Source organism: Kocuria sp. BT304 (assembly GCF_003290245.1).
Taxonomy (GTDB): domain Bacteria; phylum Actinomycetota; class Actinomycetes; order Actinomycetales; family Micrococcaceae; genus Kocuria; species Kocuria rhizophila_A.
In genome coordinates, this window is sequence record NZ_CP030039.1 from 1,168,624 (window position 1) to 1,189,968 (window position 21,345).

At 70.8% G+C, this 21,345-nt stretch carries 21 protein-coding genes; 17 read left to right on the forward strand and 4 right to left on the reverse strand.

The genetic code is table 11. The features are described 5' to 3' along the window. Positions 1-99 precede the first annotated feature (99 nt). Positions 100-1,164, forward strand: a complete 1,065-nt coding sequence (locus tag DNL27_RS05305; protein ID WP_112234918.1) for an L-threonylcarbamoyladenylate synthase — start codon at positions 100-102, stop codon at positions 1,162-1,164. A gap of 366 nt (positions 1,165-1,530) precedes the next feature. On the opposite strand, the gene DNL27_RS05310 is transcribed toward DNL27_RS05305, so the two are convergent. Further along, positions 1,531-2,499 carry an NAD(P)-dependent oxidoreductase gene (locus DNL27_RS05310; protein WP_112234919.1) on the reverse strand — a complete coding sequence of 323 codons (969 nt, stop codon included), beginning with the start codon at positions 2,497-2,499 and terminating at the stop codon, positions 1,531-1,533. A 220-nt stretch (positions 2,500-2,719) separates the two neighbouring features. Here DNL27_RS05310 and DNL27_RS05315 point away from each other — a divergent pair, with 220 nt between their 5' ends. From DNL27_RS05315 to murA, 15 genes are all read left to right on the forward strand, one after another. Then, positions 2,720-3,652 (forward strand): glycosyltransferase, encoded by a 933-nt coding sequence (locus DNL27_RS05315; RefSeq protein ID WP_112234920.1) that lies wholly within the window; start codon positions 2,720-2,722, stop codon positions 3,650-3,652. Continuing rightward, complete coding sequence (locus tag DNL27_RS05320) at positions 3,639-4,499, forward strand: glycosyltransferase (protein WP_112234921.1); 861 nt, start codon at positions 3,639-3,641, stop codon at positions 4,497-4,499. Before DNL27_RS05315 ends, DNL27_RS05320 begins: the two co-directional genes overlap by 14 nt. A 29-nt stretch (positions 4,500-4,528) precedes the next feature. Continuing rightward, positions 4,529-6,550: a nucleoside-diphosphate sugar epimerase/dehydratase gene (locus DNL27_RS05325; RefSeq protein WP_112234922.1), complete on the forward strand. Its 2,022-nt coding sequence runs from the start codon at positions 4,529-4,531 to the stop codon at positions 6,548-6,550. Continuing rightward, positions 6,547-7,797 carry a glycosyltransferase family 4 protein gene (locus tag DNL27_RS05330; protein WP_229566936.1) on the forward strand — a complete coding sequence of 417 codons (1,251 nt, stop codon included), beginning with the start codon at positions 6,547-6,549 and terminating at the stop codon, positions 7,795-7,797. The genes DNL27_RS05325 and DNL27_RS05330 overlap by 4 nt, the downstream gene beginning before the upstream one ends. Then, a complete protein-coding gene (locus tag DNL27_RS05335; protein ID WP_112234923.1) occupies positions 7,794-8,276 on the forward strand; it encodes a hypothetical protein in 483 nt (160 codons plus the stop codon). The genes DNL27_RS05330 and DNL27_RS05335 overlap by 4 nt, the downstream gene beginning before the upstream one ends. Further along, positions 8,273-8,653, forward strand: coding sequence for an AtpZ/AtpI family protein (locus DNL27_RS05340; protein ID WP_012398045.1), 381 nt, complete (start codon positions 8,273-8,275; stop codon positions 8,651-8,653). Before DNL27_RS05335 ends, DNL27_RS05340 begins: the two co-directional genes overlap by 4 nt. A gap of 30 nt (positions 8,654-8,683) precedes the next feature. Next, entirely contained in the window at positions 8,684-9,475 is a 792-nt protein-coding gene (gene atpB, locus DNL27_RS05345; RefSeq protein ID WP_012398046.1) for a F0F1 ATP synthase subunit A, read from the forward strand. A gap of 114 nt (positions 9,476-9,589) precedes the next feature. Then, entirely contained in the window at positions 9,590-9,793 is a 204-nt protein-coding gene (atpE, locus tag DNL27_RS05350; protein WP_012398047.1) for an ATP synthase F0 subunit C, read from the forward strand. Between the two features lie 48 nt (positions 9,794-9,841). Continuing rightward, positions 9,842-10,390 carry a F0F1 ATP synthase subunit B gene (locus DNL27_RS05355; protein ID WP_070105247.1) on the forward strand — a complete coding sequence of 183 codons (549 nt, stop codon included), beginning with the start codon at positions 9,842-9,844 and terminating at the stop codon, positions 10,388-10,390. After that, positions 10,390-11,202, forward strand: a complete 813-nt coding sequence (locus tag DNL27_RS05360; RefSeq protein WP_112234924.1) for a F0F1 ATP synthase subunit delta — start codon at positions 10,390-10,392, stop codon at positions 11,200-11,202. Before DNL27_RS05355 ends, DNL27_RS05360 begins: the two co-directional genes overlap by 1 nt. Positions 11,203-11,373: 171 nt before the next feature. Continuing rightward, positions 11,374-12,999 (forward strand): F0F1 ATP synthase subunit alpha, encoded by a 1,626-nt coding sequence (gene atpA, locus DNL27_RS05365; protein ID WP_012398050.1) that lies wholly within the window; start codon positions 11,374-11,376, stop codon positions 12,997-12,999. Positions 13,000-13,056: 57 nt separating this feature from the next. Further along, on the forward strand, positions 13,057-13,968 hold the full coding sequence (locus DNL27_RS05370) for a F0F1 ATP synthase subunit gamma (protein ID WP_012398051.1): 912 nt from the start codon (positions 13,057-13,059) through the stop codon (positions 13,966-13,968). A gap of 42 nt (positions 13,969-14,010) precedes the next feature. Continuing rightward, a complete protein-coding gene (gene atpD, locus DNL27_RS05375) occupies positions 14,011-15,477 on the forward strand; it encodes a F0F1 ATP synthase subunit beta (RefSeq protein ID WP_012398052.1) in 1,467 nt (488 codons plus the stop codon). Between the two features lie 3 nt (positions 15,478-15,480). After that, the gene (locus tag DNL27_RS05380) at positions 15,481-15,759 is read left to right on the forward strand and encodes a F0F1 ATP synthase subunit epsilon (RefSeq protein ID WP_012398053.1); all 279 of its coding nucleotides are present in this window, start codon (positions 15,481-15,483) and stop codon (positions 15,757-15,759) included. Positions 15,760-15,904: 145 nt separating this feature from the next. Beyond that, a complete protein-coding gene (murA, locus tag DNL27_RS05385) occupies positions 15,905-17,188 on the forward strand; it encodes a UDP-N-acetylglucosamine 1-carboxyvinyltransferase (protein ID WP_112234925.1) in 1,284 nt (427 codons plus the stop codon). Positions 17,189-17,335: 147 nt separating this feature from the next. Here murA and DNL27_RS05390 read toward each other — a convergent pair whose 3' ends face one another. The 3 genes from DNL27_RS05390 to DNL27_RS05400 all read right to left on the reverse strand — a co-directional run bounded on the left by DNL27_RS05390 (position 17,336) and on the right by DNL27_RS05400 (position 20,109). After that, positions 17,336-17,539 carry a cold-shock protein gene (locus tag DNL27_RS05390; RefSeq protein ID WP_012398055.1) on the reverse strand — a complete coding sequence of 68 codons (204 nt, stop codon included), beginning with the start codon at positions 17,537-17,539 and terminating at the stop codon, positions 17,336-17,338. A gap of 363 nt (positions 17,540-17,902) precedes the next feature. Then, positions 17,903-18,598, reverse strand: a complete 696-nt coding sequence (gene nucS / locus DNL27_RS05395; RefSeq protein ID WP_012398056.1) for an endonuclease NucS — start codon at positions 18,596-18,598, stop codon at positions 17,903-17,905. 329 nt (positions 18,599-18,927) lie between these two features. After that, positions 18,928-20,109, reverse strand: a complete 1,182-nt coding sequence (locus DNL27_RS05400) for an AI-2E family transporter (protein WP_112235766.1) — start codon at positions 20,107-20,109, stop codon at positions 18,928-18,930. A gap of 147 nt (positions 20,110-20,256) precedes the next feature. On the opposite strand from DNL27_RS05400, the gene DNL27_RS05405 reads away from it, so the two are divergent. Then, positions 20,257-21,270: a tetratricopeptide repeat protein gene (locus DNL27_RS05405; protein ID WP_112234926.1), complete on the forward strand. Its 1,014-nt coding sequence runs from the start codon at positions 20,257-20,259 to the stop codon at positions 21,268-21,270. Positions 21,271-21,345: the final 75 nt, after the last annotated feature.

Here is a 21,345-nt window from a genome sequence, read left to right on the forward strand (position 1 = left end):
CCGGCCACGGCCACCGCGCGGGCGGGGCAGCCCGGCCGGGCGGCGCGGTGACGGCGCGCGAAACGCACACACACAGACGGAGAGCGTGAGGAGTTGCTCGTGAGCGAGATCATGTCCTGCGGGACGCAGGAGGAGCTGGAAGCCGCCGTGGCGCGGGCCGCGGAGGTGGCCGGGGACGGCGAGTGCGTGGTGCTGCCCACCGACACCGTCTACGGCATCGGGTGCGACGCCTTCTCGGCCTCGGGCGTGCAGGGGCTGCTCGGCGCCAAGGGGCGCACGCGGGAGATGCCCCCGCCCGTGCTCATCGCCCGCCCGGAGGTCATGGACGCCCTCGCGGACGAGATCTCGGACGACGCCCGCGCCCTGGCCCGGGCGTTCTGGCCCGGCGCCCTGACCATCGTGTGCTGGGCGCGGCCCTCGCTCGGGTGGGACCTCGGCGAGACCCACGGGACGGTGGCCCTGCGCGTTCCCGACGACGCCGTGACCCGCACGGTGCTGGAGCGGGTGGGCCCCATGGCGGTCTCCTCCGCGAACCGCACGGGGATGCCCGCGGCCCGCACGGCCGAGCAGGCCCGGGAGATGCTCCAGGACCGCGTGGCGCTGTACCTCGAGGCCGGACCCCGGCCCGTCCGGGAACCGGCCGCCGGTGCGCGGGACGCCGCCTCGACCATCGTGGACTGCACGGGGGAGACCCCGGTGGTGCTGCGCCACGGCGCCATCACCCTGCAGCGGCTGCGCGAGGTGGTGCCGGCCGTGCACGGGGGTGGCACGGACGACGCGCCCGCACCGACCGAGCCCGGCGCGGATCCCGCGAGCGCGGCGCCAGGGACGACCGGTGCGTCGGTTCCGGGCTCGGGTGCCGGAAACGACGCCGCTGCTCACGCCGACGGCTCTGCCGTGCCGGCCAGTTCCCCGGCCGGGGAGAGCGGGGCGGACACTGCGGACGAGGAACTCATCACCGCCATGGTGCAGGATGCCGCCGGATCGGACACCGCTTCCGTGGACCAGCTCCGGGACCGTGACGGCTCACCGGAACCGCGCTGGAACGGCACCCGGGCGCTCAGCATGGACGAGGCGCAGCTGCTGGTGGCGGAGGACCGGGACGAGAGCGCGAGCACGCGGGCCCACCACGATCTGCCCGGCGAGGACCGCCCCGCGCCCTGAGCGCACGCGCACGCGTAGGGATCCCGCGGCGCGCGCAAGTCCAGCACACAGCACACAGCACACGGACCGCACGGCACACGCCCGCTCAGCGCACGCGCACGGATCGCATGGCACTCGCGAATCCAGCACACGGCACACGGCACAGGCATCTTGCGGCACACGCGCACCCAGCGCACCCGCACGGGTCGCACGGCACGCGCACGAGGCACACGACAGAAGCGGACTGAGCGGACGGCGGCAACGTACCGCGGCGGCGTCGTGCCCGGCGCGTGCGGCGGACGAGCGGGACCGACGCGTGCACCCGGGTCGCATGCCACCGGGCCTCGCGGAAGAGGTCCGCGGACCGGGCGGGCGCCGCGCCCGGCCTCAGCGTCCGAGGGCCAGGTGCGCCTGGCGCAGGACCTCCTGGACGTGGGGCTCGGGGAGCACGTCGTTCTCGTGGGCCCACCCGGGGACCTGCTCCTGGCCGAACCACGTGACCTCCAGGCGGCGGATGGCCCCGGCGTAACGGTGGCCCGCGACTCCCGAGGCGAAGCGCGCCGAGGCGATCGCCGCGCGGCACAGCCACGGCGGCAGGGCCAGGGGATCGCGGCGGCCGGCGTCGCGCAGCACGGAACCGGTGGTCGCGCCCTCCCAGGGCTGCAGGATCACCGGGGGCAGGGGCCGCGGGAACTCGCCGACCGCCACCGTGAACTGCGCGAGCGCGGTCACGGACGTCACGGGGGTGTGCGCGGAACCGTCCCCGGCCACGGAGCTCAAGGGGGAGGACGCGAAGCGCGCGAGCATACGGGTGGTGCGGCGCTCGCTGCCCATCACCGAGGTTGCCCGGATCACGGTGAGCTGGGGAGCGCCCTGCTCGGAGCGCCACTCGGAGTGCAGGCGGTACAGGGCGGACTCGCCCAGCGCCTTGGAGAAGGAGTAGGGGGAGAACGGGGCGGTGCGGATGGACTCGTCGAGCACCGGGGCGTCCGCCTGCACGGAGGCCGAGCTCATGTGGATCACCCGGCGCACCCCCGTGCGGTGGGCGGCCAGGGCCACGAGCACCGGCAGCAGGGCGTTGGCCCCGGTGAGGGACTGCTGGTGCGTCTGGTCCGGGGCGGCCAGGCCCGCGGCGTTGACCACCGTGTCCGCTCCCGCGAAGGAGTCGGCCAGGTAGTCGATCACGGACTCCAGCCGCTGGGCGTGCTCCACGAGGTGGTGGACGGTCGTGGCCGGCGAGGCGAGACGCGGCGAGGCCACCGGCGTCACCGGGATCTCCCGTGCCTGCAGGGCCGTGGTGATGGCGGAACCGATGAAGCCCGTGGCTCCGAGCACGCGCCAGCTGTGAACCGTCACTGTGTGTCTCCTCCCGTGGTGGTGCGTCCATCGTACGGTAGCGCCCCGGAGCGCTCCGGGGACCTCCACCGGCACGGCGCGGGTGCCCCGACGTCCAGCCGGTCCCCGGGTGCGCGTTGATACACTCCGACAGTTCACCGGCACCCGGCACGCTCCCCACCGGGCGGGCCCGCCGCGGAACGGATCAGCACCGCACACCACGAGTCGTCCCGGGGGCGTCATGACCGCAAGCAGTCCGAAGGCCGCCGCCCAGTCGGGCACGAACGTGGGTGTCGCGTGCGTCACGCAGGACCGCCCCGAGGACGTCGCCACCCTGATCGACGCGCTGCGGGTCCAGACCGACCCCGTCGCGAGTCTGAGCCTCGTGGACGCCGGGCGCACCCCGTTGGACGAGGCGGAGCTGCGCGAGCGGATCGGGGGAGCGTTCGAGCTGAACTACCGCCGCTCCGAGGCCAACCTCGGCGGTGCCGGCGGTTTCGCCCTGGCGATCCTCACCGCGCTCGCGAGTGGTGCGCAGCAGGTGTGGCTCATGGACGACGACGCCCACCCCGAGGACCCCGACTGCCTGCGGATCCTGCGCGCGGCCGCCCGCAACCGCGGCCTGGCCGTGGTCTCACCGCTGATCGTGGCCCCGCAGGACCACAGCCTGCTGTCCTTCCCGTACCGCCTGGAGGGCGGGATCACCCACCGGCGCGCGGACCTCGAGCCCCTGGGCTTCCTGGACTCGTACGCCAACTTCTTCAACGGTGCCCTGGTGGACGAGTCCGTGTTCTTCCGGGTGGGGCTGCCGGACCTCAAGCTGTTCCTGCGCGGGGACGAGGTGGACTTCCTCGTGCGGCTGCGCCGGAGCGGGCTGCCGTTCGGCACGGTCACCACCACCGCGGTGTCCCACCCGCCGGGATGGGACGAGGAGCACGTGGTGGTCCCGGGCAGGCTGCAGGTGCTGATCCCCCCGGGGGAGTTCAAGCAGCGCCACTTCTTCCGCAACCGCGGCTACGTCTCGTGGCACTACAAGCGCGTGGTGCAGCTGGGCGCGGACGCGATCGGCTACCCCGCCCACTACCTCAGGAACCGCGACCTGAAGGGGCTGCGGACCTGGGCCAAGCTCTACACGGACGGCATGCGCGGGCGGGGTTTCGGTGGCCCTCGCTGAGCCCCTGGACCCTGCCGGGTTCCCCGTCCCGTTCTCGGTGCTGCTGCCCGTGTACCGGGCGGACACGCCGGAGCGGCTGCGTCGGGCCGTGGAGTCCAACACCGTGGAGCAGACCCGCCCGCCCGCGGAGGTGCTGATCGTCCAGGACGGCCCCGTGGCGGCGTCGTTGGACCGTGAGATCCACCGCCTCGAGGCCGAGTCCCCGGTGCCCGTGCGGGTGCTGCGCCTAGCGTGCAACCAGGGCCTCGCGCACGCCCTGGACGCCGCCCTGCCACGGTGCGCGCACGACGTCGTCGCGCGGGCCGATGCGGACGACGTCGCCTACCCGCGGCGCTTCGAGCTGCAGCTGCCGCTCGTGGAGGACGGCGCGGACCTTGTGGGCGCGTCCATGCACGAGATCGGCGACGACGAGTCCCGGCCCGTGGCCCTGCGCACGGCACCCGTGGGTGCCGAGCGGATCGCGGCCGTGAGCCGGCGCCGCAACCCGATCTCCCACCCCACCGTGGTGTTGCGGCGCAGCGCGGTCCATGCCGTGGGCGGCTACGAGGACGTCCCGATGGCCGAGGACTACTGGCTGTGGGCCAGGATGCTGCACGCGGGCGCGGACGTGCGCAACGTCGCGGAACCCCTGGTGGGCTACCGGATCTCGGCGGGCTCCTATGAGCGCCGCGGCGGCTACCGCGTGCTGCGGGCCGAACTGGGTCTGCAGGCCCGGCTGCGGTCCCTCGGGCACGTGGGGTTCCTACAATGGGCCACGAACGTCATGGTGCGTGGCGGCTACCGGTTCGTGCCCCTGCGGGTGCGCGAGACCGCCTACCGGCTCATGGTGGGCCCCCGTAACGGCTGAGCCGCGCACCCGAAAGGACTTGTCACCCCATGGTCAACCCCGTCACCACCCCCCGAGCGGACAAACCGGTCGCGTGGCTGTGGATCCAGATGATCCTGGACTCGGTTGCGTGGATCGTGGCGCTGTGGGTGGCCGTGCTGCTGCGCTTCGAGCTGCACATCGAGCTGGTCTCCGTGGGCGGGGTGGTCGTCGCGTGCCTCGTGGCGGTGGTGCTGCAGCTGCTCGTGGGGTTCTCCTTCGCCCTGTACAAGGGGCGCTACTCGTTCGGCAGCTTCGAGGAGGCCAAGCTGCTGGTGGTGGTCACGGTGATCGTGACCGCCCTGCTCGAGGGCGTGCTGCTGGTCTTCGGCGTCTCGCTGTGGATCCCACGGTCCCTCGGTTTCATCGCCTTCCCCTTCGCGTGCCTGCTGATGGCCGCGTTCCGCTACCTCAAGCGCATGTACCAGGAGTCCACGGCCAAGCCCGGTGATCAGGCCCAGAACGTGGTGATCTTCGGCGCCGGTGCGCTCGGCACGTTCCTGGTCCACCGCATGATGCAGGACCCGGCCTCGGGGTTCCTGCCGGTGGCCCTGCTCGACGACGACCCCGCCAAGAAGCACCTGCGGATCTCCTCCGTGCCGGTCATGGGCACCCTGCACGACGCGGCCTCCGTCCTGGAGCACACGCGCGCCGGGGTGCTGATCGTGGCCGTCGCGGACGTGGACCCCCGCACCATGCGCCGCGTCTCCGACGCCGTGGAGGGCACGGGCACCCGCGTGATGACCGTCCCGCCGCTGAGCGACATGCTCACCGGCGCGCACCAGAGCGTGGACCTGCGGGACATCTCCATGGAGGACCTGATCGGGCGCCGCCCCGTGGACATCCACGTGGACGCGATCGCCGGCTACGTCACGGGCAAGCGCGTGCTGGTCACCGGTGCCGGCGGCTCCATCGGCTCCGAGCTGTGCCGCCAGCTCGTGGGCTTCGAGCCGTCCGAGCTGATCATGGTGGACCGGGACGAGTCCGGGCTGCAGGCCACCCAGATCTCCATCACCGGCCGCGGGCTGCTGGACGGCAACGACACCGTGCTGTGCGACATCCGGGACACCGACGCCGTGTCCAAGGTCTTCGAGGACCGCCGCCCCCAGGTGGTCTTCCACGCCGCGGCCCTCAAGCACGTCTCCCTGCTGGAGCAGTACCCGGACGAGGCCTGGAAGACCAACGTGATGGGCTCCCTGCACGTGCTCAGCGCGGCGGCCGCCGTGGACGTGGACGTGTTCGTGAACATCTCCACGGACAAGGCAGCCAACCCCACCACGGCCCTGGGACACTCCAAGCGCGTCGCGGAGAAGCTCACCGCCTGGATGGGGGACCGCACGGGCAAGCGCTACGCGTCCGTGCGCTTCGGCAACGTGTTCGGTTCGCGCGGGTCCATGCTGCCGCTGTTCGCGGAGCAGATCCGCCAGGGCGGGCCCATCACGGTCACCCACCCGGACGCCACCCGCTACTTCATGACCATCCCGGAGGCCTGTCAGCTGGTGATCCAGGCCGGAGCGATCGCCCGCGGGGGAGAGGTGCTCATCCTGGACATGGGCCAGCCCGTGCGGATCATGGACATCGCCCAGCGGCTGCGCTCGATGTCCGGGCGGGAGGACATCCGCATCGAGATCACCGGGCTGCGCCACGGCGAGAAGCTGCACGAGGACCTCATCGGGGCGGGGGAGACGGACGAGCGCCCCTTCCACCCCAAGATCTCCCACGCCAAGGCCGAACGCCTGGACCCGGCCAACCTGGACCGTCACGTGTGGAAGGTGCGCGGCGGGATGATGTTCACCGGCTCCATCCCGCAGGTCGCGGTCAGCACCCAGCCGCGGATCACCGACTTCTCGGTGCCGCGCGCCGCGGAGCGCTCGGGCACCTCCGGCGGTCGGCGCGACGACGACGCCGCCCCGGGATCGTCCGGCTCCTCCGCTCCCGGTGGCGCCACCTCGGCCGCCACGTCCCCGGTGCCCCCGGACGAGCCGGGCTCCGGCCACCCCGGTGGCACCGCGCGGACGGGAGGGGACTCGTGAGCGCCGTGGCAGTGCCCGTTTCCCTGGTCCCCGCCGCATGGGCGTCCGGCCTCCCGGGCGCGGTCATTCCCGGTGCTGCCGCCGCGCAGATCGCGGCCGCGGGGCCCGGACAGCCGTGGCTCGCACCCCACGCGCACCCCCTGGGACTCGCGCCCGCCGCGGGGGCCTGGGTCCCGGACCTCGTGACCGGTCCGGCCGCGCTGTCCGACGGCGACGCGCTGCGGATGATCCTGGGGCTCGCGCCCTGGACCCTCGGCCTCGCGTTCGCGCTCTCGGCCGTGCTGCCGTTCGCGGTGCGTCCGCTGCTGACGCGATGGGGCGTCGTCGACATCCCCTCGGACAGGTCCTCGCACTCCCGCCCGGTGCTGCGCGGCATGGGCCTGGCCGTGGCGCTCGCGCTGATCCTCAGCTACGGCGCGGCCCTGGTGACCGGGCTGATCCCCGTCGACCGCTCGATCGCCCTGGTGGTGCTCGCCATGACCGTCGGCAGCGCCGCGCTCGGTTGGGCCGAGGACTACCGCGGGGTGTCCATCGGCGTGCGGCTCGGGGTGCAGGCGCTGATCGGCGCACTGGGCACCGCCGCGCTGATCGTGGCCCTGGGCATTCCCGCGTGGTGGTGGCCCGTGGGGGTCGCGGCCACGGTGGCCTACATCAACATCGCCAACTTCATGGACGGGATCAACGGTATCTCCGGGCTGCACGGCGGCGCGGTGGGCCTGCTCTACGCGTGGGCCGGCGGCGTCAACGACATGGCCTGGATGGTGTGCGCAGGCCTCGCCCTGGCCGGTGCGTTCCTCGGCTTCCTGCCCTGGAACCTGGGCCGCGGCACGGTGTTCCTGGGGGACGTGGGCTCCTACGTGCTGGGCGGGGCCATTGCGGCGATGGCGATCGGCGCGTTCCTCTCGGGCGTGTACGTGGAGTTCCTGCTGCCGCCCCTGCTCATCTACCTCGCGGACACCGCCGTGACGCTCGTGCTGCGGATCCGCCGCGGCGAGGTCTGGTACAAGCCGCACCGCCAGCACGCCTACCAGCGGCTCACGGACGCCGGTCTCAGCCACGTGCAGTCCGCCCTTACGGTCACCGCGGCCACGGTGCTCGTGAGCCTGATCTCGCTCTACGGGCTGCGCGCCAACGGCACGGGCTCGGTGGTCGCCGGGCTCGCCGTGGTGCTCGTGGTGGTCGCGTACCTCGCCGCCCCGGTCCTGCTCGCCCGCAGGCGCCCCGCCGGCCGGGAGCCGCGCGCGTGAGCGCTCCCGCGCCGGCCACCCCGCGCGACGACGCCGCCCCCGGCCGCGCGTCGTACGCGCCGGGAGCCCGCGCCGCCGCCGCCGGGGCCATGCTGCTCGCCGTGCTGCTGCTCGTCGCGGCCTACCGCCCGGGCCTCGGGGACGGCGTCCGCTCCGCCTGCTTCGGCGGGGGACTCGTGCTGCTGAGCGCCGGGGCCACCGTACTGGTGGCCGCCCAGCTGTTCCGCACCGCACCGGCGGCCACCGCCCCCGCGCTCGCGGCCCTCTACCTGATCAAGGTCCTCGCGTTCGGGTGGCTGCTGCTCGTCCCCGGGACGCCCCCCTGGCTGGCGCCGGGGACCTTCCTTACCGCAGTGCTCACCGTGCTCGCGGCCACAACGGTGGGTTCCGCCGTGCTGGCCCACCGCGTGAGCATGCGGGAGGCCCGACTGGTGGCCGCCGCCGCACCCGCAGCCCCCTCCGAGAAGGAGACACCATGACCACGCCACAGGATCCCCGAGGGCCGCGCCGGACACCGGGGCTGCGCTCCGCCTCGGAGCGCTACACCCGGGCCGCACGCCAGGACACCCTGCACACGGCGGGGGAGCTCGTGGAGCGCGGAGGACTCGGCGGAGGACTCGCCGTGCTGCTGTACGTCGTGGTCGGTGCGGCGTTTTGGAGTTTGATAGGCTGGCTCCTGGATCACCTGCTGGGAACACGGTGGATAGTGATCGCGGGAGCCGTCTTCGGCGCGTCCGCCGGGGTGTACCTCGGCTACCTCCACATGAGGGACGCTCTGAACCGCAGCACCACCCCGCAGAAGACCCCCTCGGAGACAAGGACGTCAGCCGAACCGGGCCCACGGCCCGGCGCGTGACCGGTCTGGATACCGCAGAAAGGACCCGTATTGAACCCCGCCCTGAGGATTCCGGCCGAATTCGTGGCCCCGTCCACGGAAGACATGCATCTTCCCCCGTTCTTCGAGGTCGGTTCGTTCGCCTTCGGCAAGCAGACCCTGCTGATCCTCCTCTCGGTGGTGCTGATCGCTGGCTTCTTCATGTTCGTGATCCGGCGCCGAGCCATGGTCCCTTCCAAGGGTCAATACCTGGGTGAGATGGGCTACGGGTTCGTGCGCAACCACCTGGGCCGCGACATCATCGGCGAGAAGGACTTCCGCCCGTTCGTGCCCCTGCTGTTCACCTTTTTCTTCTTCCTGCTGGTGAACAACCTCTTCGGGTCCATCCCCGTGCTGCAGCTTCCCACCTTCTCCCACCCGGGCTCCGCGTACATCCTCGCGGCCATCGCCTACGTGATTTGGGTGGGCGTGGGCATCAAGCGCCACGGCCTCGGGCAGTTCATGGTCAAGATGACCATGCCCCCGAACGTCCCCAAGATCCTCTACGTGATCCTGATCCCGCTCGAGTTCCTCTCGAACCTCATCATCCGCCCCGTGACCCACGCCCTGCGTGTGTTCGCCACCATGTTCGCCGGTCACATGGCCATCATGGTCGCGGCGGCCCTGACCGCGTTCCTCGCCACCGAGGTGGGCGGCGTGATGGGCATCGGCGGTTCCGTGTTCGGCATCGTGCTGGGACTGTTCATCTACTTCCTCGAGGTCCTCATCCAGGTCCTCCAGGCCTACATCTTCACCCTGCTGTTCGCCGTGTACGTACAGGGCGCACTGCAGGAGGGGCACTAGCCCCACGAAGGAGCGCGACCCCCGGGCCGCTCACCCCTGACCATCGCCCGCTTACGACTCCCGTAACGGCACCACGGCCCGCACCCGCGGGCACCCAGAAAGGAAATATCCACAATGGAAGGTTCGCTTAGCGTCATTGGCTACGGTCTCGCTGCCATCGGCGGTGGCATCGGTGTGGGTCTCATCTTCGCTGCCTACATGCAGTCCGTGGCCCGCCAGCCCGAGTCCCAGCGCGTCCTGCAGCCCATGCTGTTCATGGGCTTCGCAGTGGTCGAGGCCCTGGCCATCCTGGGCCTGGTCCTCGCGTTCATCAAGTAGGGCAAGGCCCATCGGACAAGCCCTAACTAGAGAACAGGAATCGCGCTCATGAACGCAATGGTGTTGGCAGCCGAAGAGGCCAATCCTCTCATCCCGGACGTCTGGGAAATGCTGATTACCGGCATCGGGTTCGTGATTCTGCTCTTCATCGCGATCAAGTACATCGTCCCGGCGTTCGAGAAGGTCTTCAAGGACCGCGCGGACGCCATCGAGGGTGGACTTGCCAAGGCCAAGGCCGCTCAGGCCGAGGCCAAGGCGGCTCGCGACGAGTACAACCAGCAGCTCGAAAGTGCCCGCCTCGAGGCCCAGAAGATCCGTGAGGAAGCTCGCTCAGAGGGCGAGAAGATCCTGGCGGACTTCAAGGACCGGGCCAACATGGAGTCGGCTCGGATCACCGAGAACGCGCACAAGGCCATCGAGGCCGAGCGTGCCGCGGCCGTCGTCTCCCTGCGGGACGAGGTCGGCACGTTGGCAACACAGCTCGCGTCCAAGATCGTCGGTGAGTCCCTCAACGACGACGACCGCGCCAACCGCGTGGTGGATCGCTTCCTGGCGGACCTGGATGCCGAGCAAGGTCGCACGGGAGCTGCACGGTAATGGCAGAAGCATCGAACGAACCCTACCGTCCGCTCACCGTGGACGTGGACCGCTGGGCGGCGGCCGCAACCCCCGAGATCGCGCACCAGCTGTTCGAGATCGTGGACATCGTGGACGCCAACGGCGCACTGCGCCGTGCCCTCACGGATCCCTCCCGCTCCGGCGAGGACCGCGCACGTCTCGTGCACACGCTCCTCGACGGGCGGGCGAACGAGGTGGCCGTGGACATCGTGGCCGAGCTCGCCTCCCAGCGCAGCGCCACCGAGCGCCAGCTGGGGGACGGGATCGAACGCACCGCGGTGCTCATCGCGGCGGCCGCCGCGGAGAACCGCGGGGGCGGACACGCCCTCGAGGCCCTCGTGGACGACCTCATCCGGTTCAAGTCCATGCTGGACCGCTCCGCGGACGTCCAGCGGGCGTTCTCGGACTCCCGCGCGAGTGCCGAGGCCAAGGTCACCCTGGCCCGTCGACTCGCGCACACGGAGTCCGACGAGGCGGCCCTGCTGATCGAGCGCGCCGTGAGCGCTCCGCGCGGATCCCTCCCCGGTCGGCTGCTGGAGCAGTTCGCCCAGTGGGTCGCGGACCGGCAGCAGCGCTGGATCGCTCGCGTGGAGACGGCCCGACCGCTGGGCGAGGAGCAGCTGGCCAGGCTGCAGGACGGTCTGAACCGCCTGTACGGCCGGGACCTCAAGCTCACCACCGAGACCAATCCTTCGCTGGTCGGAGGCCTGCGCGTGCAGGTCGGTGAGGAGATCATCGACGGTTCGCTCACCCACCGGCTGGGCCAGCTGCAGCAGCGGATCGGGGCCTGATCCTCTCGTGGAGCGAGGATCGCGGGGAGTCGGTCGGTGCCGGCATCTCGTCGCGTTGCCTCCACGGGCCGCCCGAGCGGCTGCACGGCGATGGGGCAACGCATCGCGACAAATACAAGCTTGGTCATTGCTGACGCGATGATCACACGACGTAGAGAGCAGGGACAGCAGATGGCCGATGTGACCATCAATGCCGATGAAGTCCGTAGCGCGCTGAACGATTTCGCGGCGTCCTACGATCCCGGCAACGTAGAACGAGTGGAAGTGGGGCGCGTGTCGTCCGCGGCGGACGGCATCGCCCATGTGGAGGGTCTGCCCTCCGTCATGGCCAACGAGTTGCTCAAGTTCGAGAACGGGGTGCTGGGCCTGGCCCTGAACCTCGACACCCGCGACATCGGCGTCGTGGTGCTCGGGGACTTCCAGGGCATCGAGGAGGGTCAGGAGGTCCACCGCACCGGAGAGGTCCTCTCCGTGCCCGTGGGCGAGGGCTACCTCGGTCGCGTGGTCGACCCCCTGGGTGAGCCCCTCGACGACCTCGGCCCCATCGCGACCGACGGCCGCCGTGAGCTCGAGCTCCAGGCCCCGGGCGTGACCATGCGCAAGTCGGTGCACGAGCCGCTGCAGACCGGCATCAAGGCCATCGACGCCATGATCCCGATCGGGCGCGGGCAGCGTCAGCTGATCATCGGCGACCGCCAGACCGGTAAGACCGCCATCGCGGTGGACGCCATCCTGAACCAGCGCTCCAACTGGGAGTCCGGCGACGTCGAGAAGCAGGTCCGCTGCATCTACGTGGCGGTGGGGCAGAAGGCCTCCACCATCGCGGCCGTGCGCCAGACCCTCGAGGACAACGGCGCGCTGGAGTACACCACCATCGTGGCGGCCCCGGCCTCCGAGTCCGCGGGTCTGAAGTACCTCGCCCCCTACGCTGGCTCGGCCATCGGCCAGCACTGGATGTACGGCGGCAAGCACGTGCTGATCGTCTTCGACGACCTCTCCAAGCAGGCCGAGGCCTACCGTGCCGTGTCCCTGCTGCTGCGGCGTCCCCCGGGACGTGAGGCGTACCCCGGTGACGTGTTCTACCTGCACTCCCGCCTGCTGGAGCGTTGCGCGAAGCTCTCCGACGAGCTCGGTGCGGGGTCGATGACCGGTCTGCCGATCATCGAGACCAAGGCGAACGACGTCTCGGCGTTCATCCCGACCAACGTCATCTCCATCACCGACGGTCAGATCTTCCTGCAGTCGGACCTCTTCAACGCCAACCAGCGCCCCGCCGTGGACGTGGGCATCTCGGTGTCCCGCGTGGGCGGCGCCGCGCAGGTCAAGGCCATGAAAAAGGTCTCCGGCACGCTGAAGCTGGACCTCGCGTCCTACCGGTCGATGCAGGCGTTCGCCATGTTCGCCTCGGACCTGGACGCGGCGTCCCGCCAGCAGCTGACCCGCGGCGAGCGTCTCATGGAGCTGCTCAAGCAGCCCCAGTACACGCCGTACCCCGTGGCCGACCAGGTCGTCTCCATCTGGGCGGGCACCACCGGCCAGCTCGACGACGTCGACGTCGCCAACGTGGCGGACTTCGAGCGTGCCCTGCTGGACCAGGTGCGCCGGACCACCAACGTGATGGACTCGATCAACTCCACGGGCAAGCTCGAGGACGATGCCGTGGCCGCCCTCAAGACGGCCGTGGCGGAGGTCAAGCGCGACTTCCACGGTTCCAAGCACGGGATCGAGCCCGGTGTCGAGGAGCACGAGTCCCTGGGCGCGACCGCTGTGAACCAGGAAACGATCGTCAAGAAGTAGCCGCTGAGGTGGTGCGCCGGGACCCGGCGCACCACCGCGGTGCCGAAAGGAAAATCCATGGGAGCGCAGATTCGGGTCTACCGACAGAAGATCGCGTCCACGTCGTCCATGAAGAAGATCTTCAAGGCGATGGAGATGATCGCGACCTCGCGCATCAACAAGTCCCGTCAGGCTCTCGAGGGTGCGTACCCGTACGCCAACGCGCTGACCCGCGCGGCCTCCCAGATCGCCACGCAGCACAACATCTCCCACCCCCTGACCACGGTCCCGGACCAGGTGCGGCGCTCTGCCGTGATGGTCTTCACCTCGGACCGCGGTCTCGCGGGGTCCTACTCCTCCAACGTGCTCAAGCGCACGGAGGAGCTGCTGGAGCTGCTGCGCTCGCAGGGCAAGGAAGCTCGCGTGTACCTGGTGGGCCGCAAGGCCAAGGCGTACTTCGACTTCCGGCACCGTGAGTACGACGAATTCTGGACGGGCAACACGGACAACGCCAGCACGGAGCGCGCCGAGGAGCTCACGGAGCGGCTGATGCACGACATCAGCGCCCCGCACGAGGACGGGGGCGTGGACGAGGTGCTGCTGGTGTACACGCAGTTCAAGTCCATGGTCACGCAGGAGCCGCGGGTGCTGCGGCTGCTGCCGCTCGAGATCGCGGACGCCAACGACCTCGGGGACGACGTCTCCGAGCGTTTCGAGGACCTGCGGGAGCACGCCAGCCACTTCGAGTTCGAGCCGAACCCGGAGGAAGTGTTCAACGAGATCCTGCCGCGCTACGTGCGGGCGCGGGTGTACTCGGCGCTGTGCCACGCGGCGTCGAGCGAGCTGGCCTCGCGCCAGCGGGCCATGAAGGCCGCCGGTGACAACGCCACGGAGCTCATCAAGAAGTACACGCGTCTGATGAACAACGCCCGCCAGGCGGAGATCACCACCGAGTTGACCGAGATCGTCAGTGGCGCCGAGGCCCTCTAGGCCCGCGTCCCGCCCATTGCCAGCCGAAACGAAGTGAGAGAAATGACTGCCACCATCAATGACCAGGCCGCACAGCCGGTGACGGGCGGCGGCGTCGGCCGCATCGCCCGAGTCATCGGTCCCGTGGTCGACGTCGAGTTCCCCGAGAACCAGGTTCCGGGCCTCTACAACGCACTGACCGCGGACTACGATTTCAACGGCAAGCCCCGACGGATCACGTTCGAGACCGCCCAGCACCTCGGCACCAACGTGGTGCGTGCCATCTCCCTGCAGCAGACCGACGGGCTGGTGCGCGGCACCCCGGTGCAGGACACCGGCGCCCCCATCTCCGTGCCCGTGGGCGACGTGGTCAAGGGCCACATCTTCAACGTGCTCGGTGACGCGCTGGACCTGCCCACCGACGAGCTGGACATCCAGGAGCGCTGGCCCATTCACCGCAAGGCGCCGTCCTTCGCGGAGCTCGAGGGCAGCACCGAGATGATGGAAACGGGCATCAAGTCCATCGACCTGCTGACCCCGTACATCAAGGGTGGCAAGATCGGCCTGTTCGGAGGCGCCGGTGTGGGCAAGACCGTGCTCATCCAGGAGATGATCACGCGTGTGGCCCGCAACTTCGGTGGCACCTCCGTGTTCGCCGGTGTGGGCGAGCGCACTCGTGAGGGCAACGACCTGTGGGTCGAGATGGAGGAGGCGGGCGTTCTCAAGGACACCGCCCTCGTGTTCGGCCAGATGGACGAGCCGCCCGGAACGCGTCTGCGCGTGGCCCTGACCGGTCTGACCATGGCGGAGTACTTCCGCGACGTGCAGAACCAGGACGTGCTGCTGTTCATCGACAACATCTTCCGGTTCACGCAGGCCGGCTCCGAGGTGTCCACGCTGCTGGGCCGCATCCCCTCCGCCGTGGGCTACCAGCCCACACTCGCGGACGAGATGGGTGTGCTGCAGGAGCGCATTACCTCCACGCGCGGGCACTCCATCACGTCCATGCAGGCCATCTACGTGCCCGCGGACGACTACACGGACCCGGCCCCCGCGACCACGTTCGCGCACCTGGACGCGACCACCGAGCTCTCGCGTGAGATCGCCTCGCGTGGTCTGTACCCGGCGATCGACCCGCTGTCCTCGACCTCCCGCATCCTGGATCCGCAGTACGTGGGCCAGACGCACTACGACGTCGCCACCCGCGTGAAGTCGATCCTGCAGGAGAACAAGGAGCTGCAGGACATCATCGCGATCCTGGGTGTGGAGGAGCTCTCCGAGGAGCAGAAGGTCGTGGTCTCCCGCGCCCGCCGCATCGAGCAGTTCCTGTCCCAGAACACCTACACCGCCAAGCAGTTCACCGGCGTGGAGGGCTCCACCGTCCCGCTGGAGGAGACCATCGAGGCCTTCGGCAAGATCTGCGACGGCGAGCTGGACAACGTTCCGGAGCAGGCGTTCTACAACGTGGGCGGTCTGGACGACGTCATGCGACGCTGGGACGAGATCAAGGCCGAGACGGGCGAGAAGTAAGCCATGGCCGAGCTCATCGTGGAAATCGTCGCCCTGGATCGCAAGATCTGGGCGGGTGCCGCGCGGCTGGTCCGTGTGCGCACCACCGAGGGCGACATCGGCATCATGCCCGGTCACGAGTCCATGGCCGGTCTGCTCAAGCCGGGCGAGTTCGCGATCGACCGCGTGGACGGGGACCGGCTCGGCGGCCGGATCGACTCCGGACTCGTGTCGGTGGACGACAACCGCGTGACGGTGGTGGCCGACAAGGTCACGCTGGACGCGGAGCAGCGGTCCGCCTGATCCGCAACCGCCAGGTCGACGTCGACCCCCGTGCCCCGCTGGGGTGCGGGGGTCGTCGCCGTTCGGCCACCCTGTGACGGGGTGCGTGGACGCCACGCCCGCCGGAGCACGGCAGGAGGGGCGCCACCGCGCCCGAGGAGGAAACGTGGAAGAGACGATCGAGGTTCACGGACCCACGGTGGTCCAGGGGCGGCTGCCCGTGTACGGGGCCAAGAACAGTGTGCTCAAGCTCATGGCCGCGGCCCTGCTCGCCCCGGGCTGCTCCACCATCACCAACGTCCCGGAGATCCAGGACGTCACCGTGATGGCGGAGCTGCTGCGCCGGCTGGGCTGCGACGTGCACTACGACGCCGCCGGGCGAACCGTGGCGATCGACGTCCCCGAGGAGCTGGGTCACCAGGCCGACTACGACCTCGTGCGCGCCATGCGTGCCTCGATCTCCGTGCTGGGTCCGCTGATGGCCCGCTGCCGGCGTGCGGAGGTCGCGCTGCCGGGCGGCGACGCGATCGGCACCCGCGGTCTGGACATGCACCGTGCGGGGCTCGAGGCCATGAGCGCGACACTGAGCATCGAGCGGGGGTTCCTGCGCGCGAGCGCCCCCGGCGGACTCGTGGGCGCCACCTACCGCCTCGGCTATCCGTCCGTCGGTGCCACCGAGAACCTCATGACGGCAGCCACCACGGCGCGGGGGGTCACCGTTCTGGAGAACGTGGCGCGTGAGCCCGAGATCGTGGACATCGGGCGCATGCTCCAGGCCATGGGTGCCAGGATCGACGGGCTGGGCACCACCACGCTGACCATCACGGGCGTGTCAGCCCTGCACCCGGTGACGCACCGGACCGTGGCGGATCGCATCGTGGCCGGCACGTGGGCGTTCGCGGCCGCCGTCACGGGCGGGACGGTGGAGATCGCCGGAGCGGAGCCGGAGCACATGGCCGTGGTGCTGGACAAGCTGCGCGCGGCCGGCTGCGAGATCACCACGGGGCAGGGGGTACTCACGGTCAGGGGACCCGAGCGGCCGCGGGCGATCAACGTGTCCACGCTGCCGTACCCGGGATTCCCCACGGATCTGCAGCCGTTCGTGGTGGCCCTCAACGCGGTGGCGGAGGGGTCCGGGATCATCACCGAGAACGTGTTCGAGGCCCGCTGGGGCTTCACCGCGGAGCTGGAACGGCTCGGGGCCAGGGTGCACCTGGACGGCCACCACGCCCGGGTGGACGGCGTGCCCGCTCGCACTCTCTCGGGCGCTCCCGTCGAGGCCATGGACATCCGCGCCGGAGCGGCCCTGGTGATCGCGGGCATGGCCGCGGAGGGCACCACGGAGGTCTCCGGGGTGGAGCACATCGACCGGGGCTACGAGCACTTCGTGGAGAACCTCTCCGCCGCCGGGGTGGCCGCCCAGCGCAGGGTCAGCGCGGGCCGCGGCTGAGCTGCGGAGGGACCACCCGCTGCCGACCGCGCGCGTTGCGGAACGCCCCTGCGCCCGTGAGCAGGGGAGCGGGGAGGTGCTGGCCGTGACATGCGGAAGGCCCCGCCACCCATGGGGTGGCGGGGCCTTCCGGGTCCGAGGGGACTGTCAGATGACGGTCACACCGGTGGCCTGGGGGCCCTTCTGGCCCTGGCCGATCTCGAACTCGACGCGCTGGTTCTCCTCGAGCGTGCGGAAGCCACCCGACTGGATTTCGCTGTAGTGGACGAAGACGTCGCCGTCAGCGTCGTCCGGCGTGATGAAGCCGAAGCCCTTCTCTGCGTTGAACCACTTAACGGTGCCCTGAGCCATAATGGGGCATCTCCTTCTGGAGTATGTAGTGCGTGCACACGGTTGTGCACCTGAACTGGTACCGCGAGAAGGCTGTGGATGCGGCTCACGATGTGTTGTGCCACAGCGCCAGTCAGAACTTCACGCTCGCTACCATTCCTGCGAGCATGTCAAACATGAAGCGAGAACATCACAAGCATCACACACCGGCGGTCGAGGGTCAACAGTCCTCAGGGCGCTGAGCACAACTGTGACGTGGCTCCCGAGGGGCTCCCGTGCCTGCACGGACGCGCAGGAGACAGCATGCCCTCGGCGGGGCTCGGCTGGTGACGGCGACGACGCTCCCGTGCCGCGGTCGCGCCACGGTGGGGGACCCGGGCGGTGTCAGAAGAGCCGGGACTGGGTGTCCACGTTGCCGCGCATCTCGTCGTAGTCCAGGCTGAGGCACTCGATCCCGCGGTCCCGGGCGAGGGTGCGGGCCTGGGGCTTGATCTGTTGGGCGGCAAAGACTCCGCGCACCGGACGCAGCAGCGGGTCCCGGTTGAGCAGCTCCAGGTAGCGGGTCAGCTGCTCCACCCCGTCGATGTCACCGCGGCGCTTGAGCTCCACGGCCACGGTGGCGCCGTTGGCGTCACGCGCGAGGATGTCCACCGGTCCGATGGTGGTGGGGTACTCGCGGCGCACCAGGGAGAAGCCCTCCCCGAGCAGCGTGATCTGCTCCGCGAGCAGCCGTTGCAGATCGGCTTCCACGCCGTCCTTGATGAGCCCGGGGTCCGCGCCGAGCTCGTGCTCGAGCCGACTGTGCACGGTCATGATGTGGATCACCAGCCGGTCGTCGGACTTGCCGGCCTGGACCTCCCACACCTCCTTGACACCGTCAGCGAGCAGCTCCTCGGAGGGCTCGCGCACGCGCAGGGTGGCGGGCGGGCTCATCCAGTTCAGCGGCTTGTAGGAGCCGCCGTCCGAGTGGATCAGCACCGAGCCGTCCGCCTTGAGCATGATGAGGCGCCGTGCCAGGGGCAGGTGGGCATTGAGCCGCCCCTCGTAGCGGACGGAGCAGTCGGCAATCACTAAACGCACCCGGACAGCCTATCCGCACGGCACGCCGGCGCACCCACCGCGGCGTGCTGCCGGATGGGAGGCACCCCATCACCCGCCACCGCGGTGTGCGCCGGCGTGCCCACCGGGACGGTACGTGGCGCACCCACCGCGGCGTGCTGCCGAACGGGAGGCACCCGATCGCCCGGCGCCGCGGTGTACACCGGTGTGCACACCCGTACCGTGGGCACCGGCTCACCCCGCCCGCGTGAGACGCGCGCCCGTGCAGCACTCACGGTCTCGCCCGCTCGCGGGACAGGTGCGGCTGCGGGGCGCGGGACCGGGCGCGGCGGCGTCGTCGTGGGCCGGCGTCAGCGGGCGTCCTGGCGGGGGACGAAGACCTCCCGGACCAGGAGCAGCCCCGCGGCGGCGGTGGGGATGGCGATCAGCGCACCCAGGACGCCCCAGAGCGCGCCGCCGGCCGCCACGGCCACGATGGCCACGGCGCCGGGCACGGCCACGGCCCTGGACATGATCCGCGGGGAGATCACATAGGCCTCCACCTGCAGGTAGGCGAAGTAGCCCAGGGCGTAGGGCACCACCGTGTTCCACCCGCCGAGGGTGGCCACGAGGCTCACGAAGACCCCCGCGATCACCCCGCCCACCAGGGGGATGAACGCGAGCAGGGCCACGAAGAGCACCAGGAGGGAGGCGTAGGGGACTCCGGTGATGCTCATGAGGATGAAGGCCACCGTGGCGTTGAGCAGCGCCACGCAGGCTTGGCCCATCACGTAGTTGCCCACGCCGTTGATCATCCTGTCCCCGAGGTGGGTGACCCGGGCGCGCTTGCTGGCCGGGGCCAGGCGGTAGCACCACGCCTTGATGGTGGGCCACGAGAAGAGGAAGTACAGCGTCAGGGCCATCACGATCAGCGTCCCCGTGACGCCGTTGAGCACCACCCCGCCCACGTTCACCACGGAGCCGAACATCCCGCCCAGGAAGTTCTCGTCGGAGGCGAGCCTCTCCTGCAGGCCGCTGGCGCCCTTTTGCACCGAGGCGGCGATGTCGAAGCGGTCGTTGAGCGCGTGGTAGAGGTCGGAGTGCATGAAACTGTCCACGAACTCGGGGACCCGGGCCGCGAACTGCTGGGCCTGCTCCACCATCCGCGGCACCACCACCAGGATGAAGGTGGTCAGGGCCAGGGCCAGGGCGAGGATCACCGCGGCCGCGGCCAGGGCGCGGGGCATGCCCTTGGACTCGAGCCAGCGCACGAGGGGATCGAGGCCCAGCGAAATGAACGCCGCGGTCACGATCCACCCCACGAGCCCGCCCACGTTGGTCAGCACGTAGTAGCCGAGCAGTGCGAAACCCACGCCCACGGTCAGCAGGAACCCGGTCTGCACCGGGTGGGCCTTCGCGGGGACCGGGTGGTCCCACGGGGCGCGCGGCTGCCCGGTCCCGTCCTCACGCGGTTCGGGCGGAACCTCGAACTTCTGGCGGGAGGGGCGGAAGCGCGCGGGCTGCTTGTGCTGGGAACCGGGGCTGGTGCTCACGCCGGAAGCGTACAACGCCTGCCGGGTGGAGGATCCCCACGGCGTGGTGCCCATAATGGCAGCAGCACGAATGCCCGGGCGTCAGCGCCCGGCAGCCAGCCCACGACGCCCCACACCGGTGCCCGGGTGGGGCCACAGGAGGTACACATGAGCGAGTTCCCCCGTTCCCCGCAGCACCGCCCGACGTCCGCCGGTCCCGGTGCGGGCTCCCCGACCGGGGCTCCCGGCTCGGGCCGGACGGACGCCGAGCCGAGCGTTCCCGCGTCCGTGCGCGGTGCCGTGGACCTGGGCGCCGCGACCGCCCCGGCCGGGGGCACCGGGGGCGACGCCGCGGCGTCGGGCTCCGGGGCGGGTGCCGGCAGCTACCGCGTGGCGCTGAGCACCGCCACCTTCCAGCAGTACGCCGAGGCGTCCGCGTCCTACCCCGTGGTGGTGGTGCTGCACGCGCCGCAGAGTCCCGAGTCCGAGCAGTTCGCGGACACCGTGGCCGCGGTGGTGGACGAGTTCGCGGGCAAGCTGCTGCTGGGCACGGTGGACGTCTCCGCCGAACCCCAGATCGCGCAGGCCTTCCAGGCCCAGACCGTGCCCACCATGGTCGCCCTGCTGGGTGGGCGCGTGGTGCCGCTGGTCAACTCCACGGTGCCCGAGCAGCAGGTGCGGGAGCTGCTCACGGAGCTCGTGGCGCTCGCGCAGCAGAACGGGGTGACCGGCACCGCGGAACCCACCTCCCAGGCCGAGCCGGCGCCCCTGCCGCCGCTGCACCAGGAGGCGCTGGAGAAGCTCGAGGCCGGTGACCTGGACGGCGCGGAGGCCAGCTACAACAGGGCCTTGGCCGAGAACCCGGGGGACCACGACGCCAAGCTCGCCCTCGCCCAGGTGCATCTGCTGCAGCGCGTCAGCGCCATGGACGCCACTGCGGTGCGCGAGGCCGCGGCGTCGAACCCCTCCGATGTCGCGGCCGCGCTCGACGTCGCGGACCTGGACCTCTCGGGCGGTCACGTGGAGGACGCCTTCCGGCGGCTGCTCACCGTGGTGCGCACCACGGCCGGGGAGGACAAGGACGCCGCCCGGGCCCGCCTGGTGGACCTCTTCGACGTGGTGGGCGCCGACGATCCCCGCGTGGTCGCGGCGCGCTCGCAGCTCATGCGCGCGCTGTTCTGATCCGGGCCGCGTCCCGGCCGGCGGCTCGGCCCCGAGCGTGGCGCAACATGGCGCGGCGCCCGTGCGCGCCGGTTA

Bases quoted from the DNA above. Each gene is read 5' to 3' on its own strand.
- DNL27_RS05380 (WP_012398053.1), top strand. From the start codon at position 15,481: ATGGCCGAGCTCATCGTGGAAATCGTCGCCCTGGATCGCAAGATCTGG.
- atpA (WP_012398050.1), top strand. From the start codon at position 11,374: ATGGCCGATGTGACCATCAATGCCGATGAAGTCCGTAGCGCGCTGAAC.
- DNL27_RS05360 (WP_112234924.1), top strand. From the start codon at position 10,390: ATGGCAGAAGCATCGAACGAACCCTACCGTCCGCTCACCGTGGACGTG.
- DNL27_RS05355 (WP_070105247.1), top strand. From the start codon at position 9,842: ATGAACGCAATGGTGTTGGCAGCCGAAGAGGCCAATCCTCTCATCCCG.
- DNL27_RS05315 (WP_112234920.1), top strand. From the start codon at position 2,720: ATGACCGCAAGCAGTCCGAAGGCCGCCGCCCAGTCGGGCACGAACGTG.
- atpD (WP_012398052.1), top strand. From the start codon at position 14,011: ATGACTGCCACCATCAATGACCAGGCCGCACAGCCGGTGACGGGCGGC.
- DNL27_RS05390 (WP_012398055.1), bottom strand. From the start codon at position 17,539: ATGGCTCAGGGCACCGTTAAGTGGTTCAACGCAGAGAAGGGCTTCGGC.
- atpE (WP_012398047.1), top strand. From the start codon at position 9,590: ATGGAAGGTTCGCTTAGCGTCATTGGCTACGGTCTCGCTGCCATCGGC.
- DNL27_RS05340 (WP_012398045.1), top strand. From the start codon at position 8,273: ATGACCACGCCACAGGATCCCCGAGGGCCGCGCCGGACACCGGGGCTG.
- DNL27_RS05370 (WP_012398051.1), top strand. From the start codon at position 13,057: ATGGGAGCGCAGATTCGGGTCTACCGACAGAAGATCGCGTCCACGTCG.
- DNL27_RS05405 (WP_112234926.1), top strand. From the start codon at position 20,257: ATGAGCGAGTTCCCCCGTTCCCCGCAGCACCGCCCGACGTCCGCCGGT.
- DNL27_RS05325 (WP_112234922.1), top strand. From the start codon at position 4,529: ATGGTCAACCCCGTCACCACCCCCCGAGCGGACAAACCGGTCGCGTGG.